Source organism: Maritimimonas rapanae (genome assembly GCF_057837205.1).
Map to the genome: position 1 here is coordinate 379058 of NZ_JBYQFI010000002.1, position 13586 is coordinate 392643.

A 13586-nucleotide genomic window follows, 5' to 3' on the forward strand; every position below is an offset into this window, starting at 1 on the left:
TCAAATTCCCTTAGGAATAGCATCTATTAGTTTTTTTGTGTATGTTGTTTTTGGTGAACTATAAATAGCATCAGCATCCCCAATTTCTTCTATCTTCCCTTTGTTCATAACAACTAATTGATCTGCCATATATTTAACAACTGCCATATCATGAGATATGATTATATAGGAAAAATTAAATTCCTTTTTTAGTTGATTTAATAAATTTAAAACTTGTGCTTGAACAGAGACATCTAATGCAGATACCGACTCATCGCAAATAATTAGTTTAGGTTTCAAAACAATAGTTCGCGCTATGCCAATACGCTGGCGCTGACCTCCAGAAAATTCATGTGGATAACGATTATAATGTTCTGCATTCAGTCCTACCTTTTCGAGAATTTCTAGAACTTTTACTTTTCTTTCTTTGTCTGAAGAATACAACCCATGTACTTTCATTGGTTCTAAAATTGCTTTACCAACTGGGATACGCGGATTTAAAGACGAAAAAGGATCTTGAAAAATAATTTGAATTTCTTTTCGTAATTCTTTTAGTTCTAAAGATGATAATTTAGTTACATCTCTTCCAACATATAGTATTTCTCCTTCAATTGCTTTCTCTAGCTGCATAATTGTTCTCCCTAATGTAGTCTTACCACAGCCTGATTCGCCAATTAGACCCAACGTTTCTCCTTCATAAAGTTTCAAACTTACTTGATCAACAGCTTTCACAACATTTCTATTCTTTGAAAACCAAGAAGCACCTGTATTAAAATATGTTTTTAGGTTTTTAATTTCTAATAACGGTGATTTATTATAAATTTTGCTATGATTTTCTTCTCGCTCTTCTGCTGAAATAACTTCACTACTTTCAGATTTATTTAAAAAATTTTCAACAGTCGGTAATTCTTTTAATCGTTTATCTAAGCTAGGTTTAGAGTTTATTAATGCCTTAGTATAATTATCTTGCGGCTTTTTAAAAACTTCATTTGCATTACCTTGTTCTACAATGCGCCCCTTATGCATAACTATAACCTTGTCTGCTATTTCTGAAACTAATGAAAGATCATGAGAGATAAAAATAATACTCATTTGTGTATCTTGTTGCAGCTCTTTTAGCAGCTTAATAATCTCATTTTGTACAGTAACATCTAAAGCTGTAGTTGGTTCGTCTGCTATTAAAATGTCTGGCTTACAAGCAATGGCCATTGCAATCATTACGCGTTGCTTTTGCCCACCAGATAATTGATGAGGGTATTGATTATAAATCGTTTCAACTCTTGGTAATTTAACTTTTTCAAAAAGTTCTAAAACCTTCGTTTTGGCTTCTTTTTTTGAAATTGATTTATGTTGAAGTAATATTTCTTGAACTTGGAAACCACATGTTAAGCTTGGGTTCAATGAACTCATTGGTTCTTGAAAAATCATTGATATCTTATTTCCTCTAATCTTCTGAAATTCTTTCTCGCTAAGTTTAAGTAGATTTAGATCATTAAAAAGTATCTCGCCTTCTAATACTGTCTTTTTCTTTGGTAGTAATCCTAAAATAGCTAATGAAGAAACAGATTTACCTGAGCCAGACTCGCCTACAATGCCTAAAATTTCATTCTTTTTTAAACTAAAAGATGAATTATAGACAACTTGTGCGGGTACTTCTTCGATTAAAAATGAGATCGAAAGGCTCTTGACTTCTAACATTAAAAAGATGTAATTATTAGTTATAAATGTACACTTTTTAGTCTAAATTTAAATACCGTAATTACTTAAATAAATACACTAGTTTTAATTACTTTGCACCATAATTTAAGGGTTTATGAACTATCTTTCTGTAGAAAATATCTCAAAATCATATGGTGAGCGTATCTTGTTTGAAGATATTTCTTTTGGTATTAATAAAGATCAAAAAATAGCCTTTGTTGCTAAAAATGGTACCGGTAAGACTACTCTTCTAAATATTCTTATCGGAAATGATTCTCCTGATAAAGGACAAATTGTTTCCAGAAAAGGATTATATATTGCTTATCTAGCCCAAAATGATAGGTTAAATGGGCAACAAACCATTGAAGAAGCCATTTTTGACTCTGAAAATAGAACTTTAAAAATTATTAAACTATATGAGAATGCATTAGAAAACCCTAATGATACTGAGGCTTATCAGAAAGCATTTGAGTTAATGGAACAACACAATGCTTGGGATTTTGAAACTCAATACAAGCAAATACTTTCTAAGTTAAAACTAGATGATCTCTCTTTAAAAATAAATACATTATCTGGTGGGCAACGAAAACGCCTTTCATTAGCCATCATGCTTATCAATAAGCTCGATCTACTCGTTTTAGATGAGCCAACAAATCATTTAGATCTCGAAATGATAGAATGGTTAGAAGACTATTTTAAGAAAGAAAAAACCACCTTGTTTATGGTAACGCATGATCGTTATTTTTTAGAACGTGTTTGTAATGAGATCGTTGAATTAGATCATGGAAAATTGCATACATATAAGGGTAATTACTCTTACTATTTGCAAAAAAAGGAAGAACGATTAGCTATTGAGCAAACTACTGTAGAAAAGGCAAAGAATCTATTTAAAAAAGAATTAGACTGGATTCGTCGTCAACCGAAAGCGAGAACTACTAAGTCAAAATCTAGGATTGATGATTTTTATGTGATAAAAGAAAAAGCTCACCAGCGTAGAAAAGATCATAAAGTTCAGCTAGAAATTAATATGGAACGTTTAGGGAGTAAAATTTTAGAGCTTCATAATGTTTCAAAGGCTTTTGGTGAAAAGACCGTCTTAAATAAATTTGATTATGTGTTCAAACGTGGAGAGCGCATTGGTATTATTGGAAAAAATGGAACTGGAAAATCAACCTTTTTAAATATTATTACTTCAAAAATTCCTGTTGATTCAGGAAAAGTTATTACAGGAGAAACCATAAAATTTGGTCATTACACTCAGAAGGGGATATCTATTAAAGAAGGTCAAAAAGTTATTGAAGTTATTAAAGAATTCGGTGAATATATTCCTTTAACTAAAGGGCGAAAAATTTCTGCGGGTCATTTGTTGGAACGGTTTCTATTTGATCGAAAGAAGCAATACGATTATGTAGAAAAACTTTCTGGAGGAGAATTAAAACGTTTGTATTTATGTACCGTCTTAATTCAAAATCCAAATTTTTTAATTTTAGATGAGCCTACTAATGATCTAGATATTTTAACACTAAATGTATTAGAAAATTTCCTCTTAGATTATCCTGGTAATCTTATTGTTGTTTCTCATGATCGTTACTTTATGGATAAAATAGTAGACCATTTGTTTGTATTTGATACAAACGGAAATGTTACTGATTTTCCTGGAAATTATTCAGATTATCGTGCTTATGAAGACTCTCAACCAAAAGAAAATTTCCAAAAAGAGAAGAAAAGCGATTCACGTGTAAAATCTTCTTCAAAAAATAAATTATCATATAACGAAAATAAAGAATTTCAGAATTTAGAAAAGGATATTGCAAGCCTTGAAAAAGAAAAAATTTCAATTGAAAAACAGTTTGAAAATGATGGAATCAACAGCGAAAATATTGCCGAGATTTCAACCAAGTTACAAGAAATTATTAATACTATTGAAATGAAAGAAGAGCGCTGGTTAGAGCTTTCGATGAAATTAGAAAACTAAACATTTATAATTTCTTCATCTTTCAGTAACTCTAGATTATTAAATCTTAATAATAATTGAGCAACTGCTATTGTATCTTTTTCGCAATAATTCACAATTTTTTCTAGGTTGTTTTCTTGATAATATACTCTTGAGACATCGCTGCCATCAATATCATCTTTAGGTGATGGAATTCCTAAAATATTAGTTAGCAACCTCAAAGAAGTATAATGTTTATAATCTCCGAACTTCCAAAGATCCATGGTGTCTAAATGAGCAACCTCCCATGGTTTTTTCCCAAATAAATTTAATTTTGATGGTAGTTCAATTTGATTAATAATCATTCTTCTTGCTATATACGGAAAATCAAATTCCTTTCCGTTATGAGCACATAATAAATGTTGAGGTTTACCAAAGTGATTGTCTAAAAGGTCTTTAAAGTTCTGCAATATCTCAATTTCGCTCCCTATGAAAGACTTTATTCTAAAATTTCTATTTCCATTTAAATCTGTAAAATAGCCAACAGAAATACATATTATTTTGCCAAATTCTGCCCAGATTCCCGCTTTTTCATAAAATTCAGCTGCAGAAACCTCTCCTTTTCTTTGATATTCTGTCTTTAAAGCAAATAGTTCTTGCTTTTCTTCAGATAACTCTGAAAACGATTCAATTTCTGGTACTGTTTCTATATCTAAAAACAAAATGTTTTCTATGTTTATTTTTTCTAACATTGTATTTTAAAGATATTAAATTTTAATCAAAAAAAGCGAGCTTTTTTAGCTCGCTAATAATAAAAGGTTTGGTATATATTATCTAATGACTAGCTTTCTTGTGACTGAATATTTATCCTCTAAAACTTTTAAAATATAAACTCCAGAACTTAGTTTTGAGACGTCTATACGGCTTTTATTGATTTGTAAATTTTTAGAAAAAATCAATTTTCCTAAAACATCAAAAATTTGAATATTCTTTTGCTTATTCTGAAGAGTAGTAATAAATAAATTGCCATCTGAAACAGGGTTCGGGTACATTTTAAACCCTTTAATTTCATTCTGTTTAACAGAATTCTCATTGTTAGTGTTCTGTTTTTCAGCGCTCTGCGCAAATGCAAAAACACTAGATATAAAAAAGAAAATAAGAAAGTAAAATTTCTTCATAGTTACTATTTCATTTGCAGATAGCTGATTAGCAGTAAAATTATAAAAAATTCCTTTTCAAAAGCGAAACGAAACGTTATTTTTTTAAGATTATTGTATTAGTGAGCAAATTTTGCAATTGTCTATAGTGTTATCAAATTGTTAAGTTTGTAAATCTAAAGATATAATAGCTACTTTTGATTATCAATAAACATACCAATGAAGAAAAAAGACATCAAAGTTTTATTAGTTGATGATGAGCCAGATATATTAGAAATTGTTAGTTATAACCTCACTAATGAGGGTTACCAAATTTTTACTGCTGCAAATGGTGTCGAAGCTGTAAAGATTGCAAAAAAAATAACCCCTCATCTTATTCTATTAGATGTTATGATGCCAGAAATGGATGGTATGGAGGCTTGCGAAAAAATTCGAAACACTAAAGGGTTAGAAGATGTAATTATTGCCTTCTTTACAGCTAGAGGAGAGGATTATTCTCAAGTTGCAGGATTTGAAGCTGGTGCTGATGATTATATTACAAAACCTGTTAAACCTAAAGTATTGGTTAGTAAGGTAAAATCTCTTTTAAGAAGATTAAAAAATTCTGATAACGAAACCGATAACATTCTCACTGTTGGTGATATAGTGATTAATAAAGATGAATATTTTGTTCAGAAAAAAGACAAACGTATTTCATTACCTCGAAAAGAATTTGAATTACTTGTGCTACTCACCTCTAAGCCAGGTAAAGTTTTTAAACGCGAAACTATTTTAGAAACAGTATGGGGTAACGATGTTGTTGTAGGAGGTAGAACTATTGATGTGCACATTCGTAAACTTCGCGAGAAAATAGGCGACGATTATTTTAAAACCGTTAAGGGTGTTGGCTATAAATTTAATAGCTAAATGAAATTAAAGCGGACATATAAATTTGCATTTAAATCCTCTTTATTTTTAACTGTTTTAGTGGCTCTTTTGGTCACAATTTTTATTTACTTTTTTTATAAAGAAATCAACTTATGGTTGATTTTTTTAATTTCATTATGCTTTTATATTTTCTCATTTCTAATTATACAATTTAGAGTTGAACTTTTTATTTATAAGCGTGTAAAAAAAATCTATGACGAAGTAAAGCTGCTTGATGTTACTGATTTTAATAAAACATCCATAACATCAGATATGGAGACACTTTCTAAAGAAGTGAAAAAATTTGCTGAAGATAAGCGTCTAGAAATTGAAATGTTACAGATACGAGAAGAATACCGGAGAGAGTTCTTGGGTAATGTTGCTCATGAGTTAAAAACGCCCTTATTTACAGTTCAAGGGTATATTTTAACTCTTATAGAAGGGGCAATTAATGATAAAGCTATAAGAAGCAAATACTTAAAACGAGCGAATAAAGGTGTAGAACGCCTTATAGATGTTGTTAAAGATTTAGATATGATTTCAAAATTAGAATCAGGTAATCTAAATCCTTCTTTTGAACGAATAAACATTATAGAGCTAATTCAAAATGTATTCGATCTTCTAGAAATTAAAGCAAAAAAAAGACAGATTTCTTTGTTATTCGATAAACCATATTCAACGCCAATATTTGCTTTGGCAGATATTAATAGAATAGAACAGGTGCTGATTAATTTAATTGAAAATTCTATTAAATATGGAAAGGTAAATGGTAAAACTATAGTGTCTGTCACTAATTACGATGAAAATAAGTTTGTAATAAAAATAAAGGATGATGGTGAAGGAATTGAAGAGGTTAATTTACCTCGTCTGTTTGAGCGATTTTATAGAGTAGATAAAAGTAGGTCACGTGATCAAGGTGGGTCTGGTCTTGGGCTATCTATTGTAAAGCATATTATTGAAACACATCATCAACGTGTTTTTGTTGAGAGCGAAATTGGCAAGGGGTCAACTTTCTCTTTTACGCTTGAAAAGGTCAAATAAATCACTTTTGAGCTCTTCAGTATAATTATTTACAAAGCCAGTGTAGTTTTCTATTTCTTCAATTAAACTGCCCTTAAAATCTTTTTCTGATGAAAATGGAGCTATCTTTTTATGTTTTAAGTGTTTTGCTAAATATTCTTGTTCTTTTTGGCCTTCGGTAGGAATAAAAAAAGCTTTTTTACCAAGTTTTGCCAGATCCATAATTGAAGAATAACCGGATCTACAGATGATTAATTCTGATTGATTCATTTCTCGAACTAAATCATTTGATAAAAGGTAATTATAAATAGAGATGTTTTCTTGATTATATTCTTTTTTATTACCCTCTATTTTTCCTTGAGTTAAAACAACTTTTCCTTTATAGTTTCTAAATTGTTTTAGGAGTTTTATTTCTAGGTTTGTTCGGTTAGGTTCTGGACCCGAAAGAACAATTAAAATATTATTCTTATTTGGTAATTCTTCTTTTTTAGCTCTACTTAAAATGCCAATATATTTAATATTATTCTTTTTATTAATAAAAGACAATTTTCCAGAAAGCTCAGATTTTTTAGTGTCAGGAATCCAACATTCATCAAATTTTTTAATAATTTTTTGATGAATACTACTTGTTAAAACTGTACTCCATCCAGAAAGTACATTTAATTGATGTGTTATATAAACTGAAGGTATTTTCTCACTTCTAACTCCAAAGCGATTATCAGAAATAATTCCAACTACATCGTTGTTTTCATTTAAAAAATTATCTATGAGTTTTTTTTCGTCTTTAATTACTTTTAAAATTCTAGGTACTTGCCAAAATAAGTTCCTCTTAAGGCTTCTTTTGTACTTAATATTATATGATGGTAATTCTATTGTTTCGAGTTTAGGAAACTCTTTTTTTAAAATATCTAGTGAGCTCCCATCAGAAGCAATTATAGGAGTGAAATCGTTTTGTAGTAGTGCATTGATAATAGGAATGGAGCGCGTGGCATGGCCTAATCCCCAATTTAACGGAGCTACAATAACCTTATTCATTTTTAAATTAAATCAAGTCCTATATCTTTTCGATAATTCATCTTTTCAAAATGAATCTTATTAATATTATTGTACGATTTTTGAAGTGCTTCTTCTATAGAATTTCCAAGAGATGTAATTGCCATCACTCGACCGCCATTTGTTAATATCTTATCATTTTCGCTTTTTGTGCCTGCATGATATACAATAGAATCTTCAACATTATCAAGACCAATAACTTCTTTGTTCTTTTCATAAGCTTCTGGATATCCTCCTGATACTAACATAACCGTGGCAGCTGTTTCAGGGGTAACTTCAAAGGATTTTTCATGTAATGTTTGATTAGCAGCTCCTTCAAAAAGCTCAAGCAAATCTGATTCTATTCTCGGTAATACTACTTCAGTTTCAGGATCGCCCATGCGAACATTATATTCTATTACATATGGGGCTCCATTAACATTCATTAATCCTATAAATATAAATCCGCGATAATCAATTCCGTCCTCTTGCAGGCCATTTATAGTAGGTTTTACGACTCGTTCTTCAACTTTACCCAAAAAGCTTTCGTCAGCAAAAGGAACAGGTGAAATTGCCCCCATACCACCAGTGTTTAAACCTACATCTCCTTCTCCAATACGTTTATAATCTTTAGCTGAAGGTAAGATTTTATAGCTTTTGCCATCTGTTAAGACAAAAACTGATAGTTCTATTCCGTCTAAAAATTCTTCAATAACAACTGTAGAGGATGCTTCTCCAAATTTTTGATTGGTAAGCATTTCCTTAAGTTCATTCTTAGCTTCAATTATATTATTAATAATGAGTACCCCTTTACCAGCCGCTAACCCGTCTGCTTTCAATACAAAAGGCGGACGTAACGTTTCAAGAAAAGAAAACCCCTCATTTAAAGTTTCACTTGTAAAAGATTTATATTGCGCTGTAGGAATACTATGTTTAAACATGAATTGCTTAGAAAAATCTTTGCTTCCTTCTAGTAAAGCTCCATCTTTTTTAGGACCAATAACTGGAATCTTTTTTAGCTCATTATCTGCTAAGAAAAAATCATGAATACCCTCTACCAAGGGCGCTTCTGGACCAACAACAACCATGTCAATTTTATTATTTATAACAACTTGTTTTATGGCATTGAAATCTGTTGGATTTAAATCAACGTTTATAGCAACTTTGGCTGTACCTGCATTACCTGGTGCAACAAATAATCTGTTAATTTTAAAGCTTTGAGATAATTTTAAAGCAAAGGCGTGTTCTCTTCCTCCTGAACCTAAAATAAGGATTTTCATTTTGTCTTATTTTGTATGCAAATATACATTCTCTAACATGGTTCTCAGTTTAAAATTCCCACTTTTTAAAATACTTAATGCTCGAGCTTAAATGCACAAAAAACAAACGCAATTTTTTAGAAGATTCCTTTTTAAGTAAATGGGTTATTTGTACATGTGGGTAGTACATCTTCTTTTTGCCTATTTCATCAATTTTTCGACAAATATCTACATCTTCCATGTAAAGAAAATAACGTTCATCAAAACCTCCTATTCTAACAAAATCTTCTGTTTTAAAAAGCATAAAACAGCCATGGATAAAATCTGGATAAAATGGTTTAGATAAATCTTGATCTCTATACTCTTTGTGTTGCGTATACTTTTTAAACCACCCTAATCTTCTAAGCATCATTTCAAAAAAAGAGGGATACTTTCTGCATGTATATTGCAAGTCACCGTCTGGAAAAACAACTTGAGGTGAAATCATCGAAACGGATTCTTCACTATCTAATTTATTCAATAAAGTGAGGATAACATTCGAATTAAATTCTATGTCTGGATTTAAAATTAAATGATATTTGGAAACATTTTTAATCTTATTTAAAACCATATTGTGGGAAGTGCCAAACCCTAGATTTTTATTGTTAAAATGATATTGGATTTTGGGGTTGTTAAATAAATTCTTCCGTTCATTGTTAGATGAATTATCAATTAAAAAAAGTTTCTTTGAAGTTTTTGTGTTTAAAAAACAATTAACTGTTTTTGATAGTTCATTTGTATTCTCATTATACAAGACTATAGATGCACTTATATCAACCCTTTTCTTCATGCTTAATAAGCTTTTTCTTCTCCTCTAAATATATTCGCAATAGTTTGTAAAACAATTCTTAAATCAAGTAATATTGACCAATTTTCTATATAGAAAATGTCTAGTCGAATTCTATTTTTAATATCTGATTGATTGGTTACTTCACCTCTATAACCGCTCACTTGGGCTAAACCTGTTATACCAGGCTTGACGGCATGTCGCTCCATATAATTATCAATTTCTTTTTGATATTCCTCAGAAAATGAGCTAATATGAGGGCGAGGGCCAACAACACTCATATCGCCTATCAATACATTAAAAAATTGAGGCAATTCGTCAATGCTTGTTTTTCTTAAAAACGACCCTATTCTAGTTACTCTTTCATCATTTTTTTTAGCATGAACTTTTTCAGACAGTTTATTCATTTTCATTGATCTAAACTTATAACACGTAAAATGATAGCCTCCTAAGCCTTCTCGCTCTTGTTTAAAGAAAGCTGGACCTTTAGATTCTATTTTTATCAATATTGCCAATATTGGGACCAACCAAGAAAGTATAAAAACAATAATCAAAACAGATAAAATAATATCAAAAACTCGTTTCATTACTCTGTTTTCCGCAACATCTAAAGGTAATCTATTGACATTTAAAACTAGTGTATTACTATAATACTCTGGACTTACGTTTTTACTGTAAAGCTCGTTTGAATTAGGAATTAATTTTATAACTCTAGAGTGTGTATTGGCAAATTTGGTAAATTCTTTTACTTGCTCTTTCTTTAATACTGATACTGAGCAATAAATTTCATCAACATTATTCTCAATAATATAGTCAAAACTATCTTGGATTTTTCCTAAACACTTCTCTTCACTTTTAGATTTATCCGAAAAAAAACCATGATAATTATAACCTAAAGCTTCTTCTTCATTAAATATTTTCGCAACATTTTTAGACGTGTCATCCTCACCAATAATAACAACATTTCTATAATTTTTACCTCCTTTTCGATATAATTTTAGCGCATAAAAAGATAAAAATTTAAAAACGCCTATTCCTATTAGAATTGAAACAAGAACTTTAAATTGATTGTGTACTACATCACCTTCTCTAAAAACTCCGAAATAAGTAAAGTATGCTAGTGTAAATAGAAAAAATTGAACAAATAACAAGCTAAAAATTCTAAAAACTTTTGTAAACCTATATACTTTATAAAAGTTAGAAAAAATAGAGATTATTATCCAAAAAACATTAATGTAAGCTATAAACTCTGCGTTGAAAAATTCTTTATCGTTTATATAAATAATCACTCCATTTATTATGAGTAAATCTGCCATTAACAACAATGGAGTAATTAGATATGAATATCGGCTTTTCAATTTATAACATATAAATGTCTTCTAAAGAACTAATATTATTTCGAATATTATATTTTTTTTCAAACTTTTCTCGAGCGTTGATGGACATAAATTTTAAAAGCTTTTCATTTTTGAAAAGGTGTATTATTTTTTGAGCAATTATTTTTGCATCTTCTTTAACTAAAAATCCGTTTAGTTTATTCTGAATTAAATCTTTATTACCATCTACATTAGTAACTACACATGGTTTTGAAAGTGCCATCGCTTCAATAACAGCATAAGGTAAACCTTCATATCTTGATGTTGAAATATACAATTTACTCTTTCTTAAAATGTTAATTACTTCTGATCTTTTCAACCACGGTATTAGTATAATATTATTTTCAAGACCATTATTTTTTATAAATAATTTTACCTTTTCTAAATCTGGAGCGTAAAATCCAACTCCTAAAATCACCAACTTAATATCTTTTAATTCTTTTTTAGCTTCTAAAATTGCTTTAATAAGTAATTCTGTATTCTTTTGATATGAAGGCCTTCCAATTGAACATATAAAGTCTTTTGGCAATGTGCTGAATATTTCAGCTTGATATTTTTCTAAGCTATCTTCTATAGAATTGTTCCATAGTAAAACCTTGTTTTCTTCAAACTTAAGTTCACTTACAGTTCTGTTATATTCTGATGGAGAGCAAGCAATAGTTTTAGAGGGGAGAAAACGAAAAAAAATTTCTAATTTCTTAAAAAAAAACTTCTTAATATTTGACTCTGCACTCAAATACGAGTAAGCATGTGGTGTATAAAATGTTGGAATTTTTAAGTAAGCGCCTGCTATTCTCCCTAAAATCCCCGCTTTAGCACTATGACAATGTATTATGTTTGGTTTTATAGTTTTTAAAGTTTTAATAATACTCAATAAACACTTTATGTCGGTCACTAGGTTTATTTGCCTAATTAGTGGAATATTATAAACATTTTTAAATTGAAGGTCTGAAGATTTGTTTTCCGAATTACATAAAATTAAATGCTCAAATTTGTTATTATTAGTATAACAAATAAGCAAGTCTAAATAGACACCCACACCCGCAACTGGATTCGCAATATGGGCAATTTTTAACATTAAACTATATTTTTTTTGAGTGAAAAAATTAGTGAAAAAAGAAAAAATAAAGATATACCTTTTACCCTAACCAAGACAGATTCGGTAAGCATAATAATTAGAAAGAATAGTAAGAAATATGGGTTAGAATGATGCTTAAAAAAGTATATAATCATTGTTATAAAAAATAAGAATGGTACAAACCCCATACCTAACCAAGTATTAAAATATTGATTGTGTGAATTTATTGGTTCAAAATATTTATAACCATCATTAAGAATTTTATCGCTAACCTTCTTTTTAACATTTTGTAAACCAATACCGAGTAGCCAATTTTCTTTTATTTCATTAATAGTATATTCTGTTATTAAAAAACGTTGATACATATTTTGCCACGAATGATGTACTAAATCTTTTTTATCATTATTTTTTAATGAGATATAAGCTTTTTCAATACTACCAACTCCACTTTTTATTCTAGGGATTCCATGATAAATCACTAATGATAACCCAGAAATTAATAGTATAAACAAGGTAATTTTAAGATAGGTTTTTAACTCAATTTTTTGATAAAGAATTAATAATAAAACAAGAAGTAGTGCAATTAATGACATTCTTGCGCCAATGTAAATAATTAACATCAAAAAAATAATAAATATTGTTACATCTATGGGGCTAGATATGAATTTTTCTTTCTTAGCATTTAATGTTAGTAAAAAGCAATTAGCGACTGCTAAAAACATTCCATAATAAGCATGTGTTAAATCTAAATATTGAGCAAAAAAAGTATTTGCTTTTAATGTTAGCTCGCCATTATAGATATTAATTGCAAGCAAAAAAACAGTTGTGGCTAAAACTGATGAAATAAACACTTTAACAGATTTTATTATTGGTATTTTTAATGAAGTTCTTTTAATCATTAAAAACATTATCGGGTAAAATAAGAGATATAGATATGTGTCTATTCCTTTAAGTCTTGGTGTAAATAATACCAGGTTAAATAAAATCAGCAAAAAAAAGATCAATATTATAATCTCTGTGGTGATGTTTTTCTGTTGTATATTCTTCTTGTGTTTAAAAAACAGGAGTGTTAAAAAAAGTAAAAGTGTTATTAAGATTATTGTATGAATGCTCCTGAAAAAAACAATAGAATAAATAAGTAAATAAAAATATGTTTGAAAAAAATATTCTTTAGAAACTTTACCATATAAAAAACGTATGAGCTGGTAAACACTTATTATAATTACTACAGGAAAAACTAATTTATAGGTAAAAGGGAAAGAAATTGACACCAATAAAAAAAGTAATAATGAGAAAATATCAATTTGATAATTATCTCTTAT

The 13586-nt window shown here is 29.2% G+C and carries 12 protein-coding genes; 3 read left to right on the forward strand and 9 right to left on the reverse strand.

What is annotated here, in order from left to right; translation table 11 throughout:
• Positions 1-1677 carry an ABC transporter ATP-binding protein gene (locus AC3IF2_RS11805; protein ID WP_489167529.1) on the reverse strand — a complete coding sequence of 559 codons (1677 nt, stop codon included), beginning with the start codon at positions 1675-1677 and terminating at the stop codon, positions 1-3.
• A gap of 115 nt (positions 1678-1792) precedes the next feature.
• Between AC3IF2_RS11805 and AC3IF2_RS11810 the strand changes: the two genes are divergently transcribed.
• Positions 1793-3652, forward strand: coding sequence for an ABC-F family ATP-binding cassette domain-containing protein (locus AC3IF2_RS11810; RefSeq protein WP_489167531.1), 1860 nt, complete (start codon positions 1793-1795; stop codon positions 3650-3652).
• Here AC3IF2_RS11810 and AC3IF2_RS11815 read toward each other — a convergent pair.
• A complete protein-coding gene (locus AC3IF2_RS11815; RefSeq protein WP_489167533.1) occupies positions 3649-4362 on the reverse strand; it encodes a 3'-5' exonuclease in 714 nt (237 codons plus the stop codon). The two genes, AC3IF2_RS11810 and AC3IF2_RS11815, sit on opposite strands and share 4 nt — an antisense overlap.
• 78 nt (positions 4363-4440) lie before the next feature.
• Positions 4441-4788, reverse strand: a complete 348-nt coding sequence (locus AC3IF2_RS11820) for a T9SS type A sorting domain-containing protein (RefSeq protein WP_489167535.1) — start codon at positions 4786-4788, stop codon at positions 4441-4443.
• A 198-nt stretch (positions 4789-4986) separates the two neighbouring features.
• Between AC3IF2_RS11820 and AC3IF2_RS11825 the strand changes: the two genes are divergently transcribed.
• Positions 4987-5673, forward strand: coding sequence for a response regulator transcription factor (locus AC3IF2_RS11825; RefSeq protein ID WP_489167537.1), 687 nt, complete (start codon positions 4987-4989; stop codon positions 5671-5673).
• A 273-nt stretch (positions 5674-5946) separates the two neighbouring features.
• On the forward strand, positions 5947-6714 hold the full coding sequence (locus AC3IF2_RS11830) for a sensor histidine kinase (RefSeq protein ID WP_489167539.1): 768 nt from the start codon (positions 5947-5949) through the stop codon (positions 6712-6714).
• Here the strand turns inward: AC3IF2_RS11830 and AC3IF2_RS11835 are convergent.
• Genes AC3IF2_RS11835 through AC3IF2_RS11860 form a run of 6 tightly spaced genes read right to left on the reverse strand, consistent with a single transcriptional unit; the run spans position 6679 to position 13163 of the window.
• A complete protein-coding gene (locus AC3IF2_RS11835) occupies positions 6679-7728 on the reverse strand; it encodes a glycosyltransferase (protein ID WP_489167541.1) in 1050 nt (349 codons plus the stop codon). The two genes, AC3IF2_RS11830 and AC3IF2_RS11835, sit on opposite strands and share 36 nt — an antisense overlap.
• 2 nt (positions 7729-7730) lie before the next feature.
• Positions 7731-9005 (reverse strand): phosphoribosylamine--glycine ligase, encoded by a 1275-nt coding sequence (gene purD, locus AC3IF2_RS11840; protein ID WP_489167543.1) that lies wholly within the window; start codon positions 9003-9005, stop codon positions 7731-7733.
• A 49-nt stretch (positions 9006-9054) separates the two neighbouring features.
• On the reverse strand, positions 9055-9813 hold the full coding sequence (locus AC3IF2_RS11845; protein ID WP_489167545.1) for a glycosyltransferase: 759 nt from the start codon (positions 9811-9813) through the stop codon (positions 9055-9057).
• Positions 9814-9815: 2 nt separating this feature from the next.
• The gene (locus AC3IF2_RS11850) at positions 9816-11126 is read right to left on the reverse strand and encodes an undecaprenyl-phosphate glucose phosphotransferase (RefSeq protein ID WP_489167547.1); all 1311 of its coding nucleotides are present in this window, start codon (positions 11124-11126) and stop codon (positions 9816-9818) included.
• A 43-nt stretch (positions 11127-11169) separates the two neighbouring features.
• Positions 11170-12264: a glycosyltransferase gene (locus AC3IF2_RS11855; protein WP_489167549.1), complete on the reverse strand. Its 1095-nt coding sequence runs from the start codon at positions 12262-12264 to the stop codon at positions 11170-11172.
• Entirely contained in the window at positions 12264-13163 is a 900-nt protein-coding gene (locus tag AC3IF2_RS11860) for an O-antigen ligase family protein (RefSeq protein WP_489167551.1), read from the reverse strand. Before AC3IF2_RS11860 ends, AC3IF2_RS11855 begins: the two co-directional genes overlap by 1 nt.
• Between the last annotated feature and the right edge of the window lie 423 nt (positions 13164-13586).

What these genes read in the sequence shown, in the direction of transcription:
- AC3IF2_RS11855 (WP_489167549.1), bottom strand. Translation starts at nt 12,264, where the DNA reads ATGTTAAAAATTGCCCATATTGCGAATCCAGTTGCGGGTGTGGGTGTC.
- AC3IF2_RS11820 (WP_489167535.1), bottom strand. Translation starts at nt 4,788, where the DNA reads ATGAAGAAATTTTACTTTCTTATTTTCTTTTTTATATCTAGTGTTTTT.
- AC3IF2_RS11830 (WP_489167539.1), top strand. Translation starts at nt 5,947, where the DNA reads ATGGAGACACTTTCTAAAGAAGTGAAAAAATTTGCTGAAGATAAGCGT.
- AC3IF2_RS11845 (WP_489167545.1), bottom strand. Translation starts at nt 9,813, where the DNA reads ATGAAGAAAAGGGTTGATATAAGTGCATCTATAGTCTTGTATAATGAG.
- AC3IF2_RS11805 (WP_489167529.1), bottom strand. Translation starts at nt 1,677, where the DNA reads ATGTTAGAAGTCAAGAGCCTTTCGATCTCATTTTTAATCGAAGAAGTA.
- AC3IF2_RS11860 (WP_489167551.1), bottom strand. Translation starts at nt 13,163, where the DNA reads ATGATTAAAAGAACTTCATTAAAAATACCAATAATAAAATCTGTTAAA.
- AC3IF2_RS11850 (WP_489167547.1), bottom strand. Translation starts at nt 11,126, where the DNA reads ATGGCAGATTTACTCATAATAAATGGAGTGATTATTTATATAAACGAT.
- AC3IF2_RS11815 (WP_489167533.1), bottom strand. Translation starts at nt 4,362, where the DNA reads ATGTTAGAAAAAATAAACATAGAAAACATTTTGTTTTTAGATATAGAA.
- AC3IF2_RS11810 (WP_489167531.1), top strand. Translation starts at nt 1,793, where the DNA reads ATGAACTATCTTTCTGTAGAAAATATCTCAAAATCATATGGTGAGCGT.
- AC3IF2_RS11835 (WP_489167541.1), bottom strand. Translation starts at nt 7,728, where the DNA reads ATGAATAAGGTTATTGTAGCTCCGTTAAATTGGGGATTAGGCCATGCC.
- purD (WP_489167543.1), bottom strand. Translation starts at nt 9,005, where the DNA reads ATGAAAATCCTTATTTTAGGTTCAGGAGGAAGAGAACACGCCTTTGCT.
- AC3IF2_RS11825 (WP_489167537.1), top strand. Translation starts at nt 4,987, where the DNA reads ATGAAGAAAAAAGACATCAAAGTTTTATTAGTTGATGATGAGCCAGAT.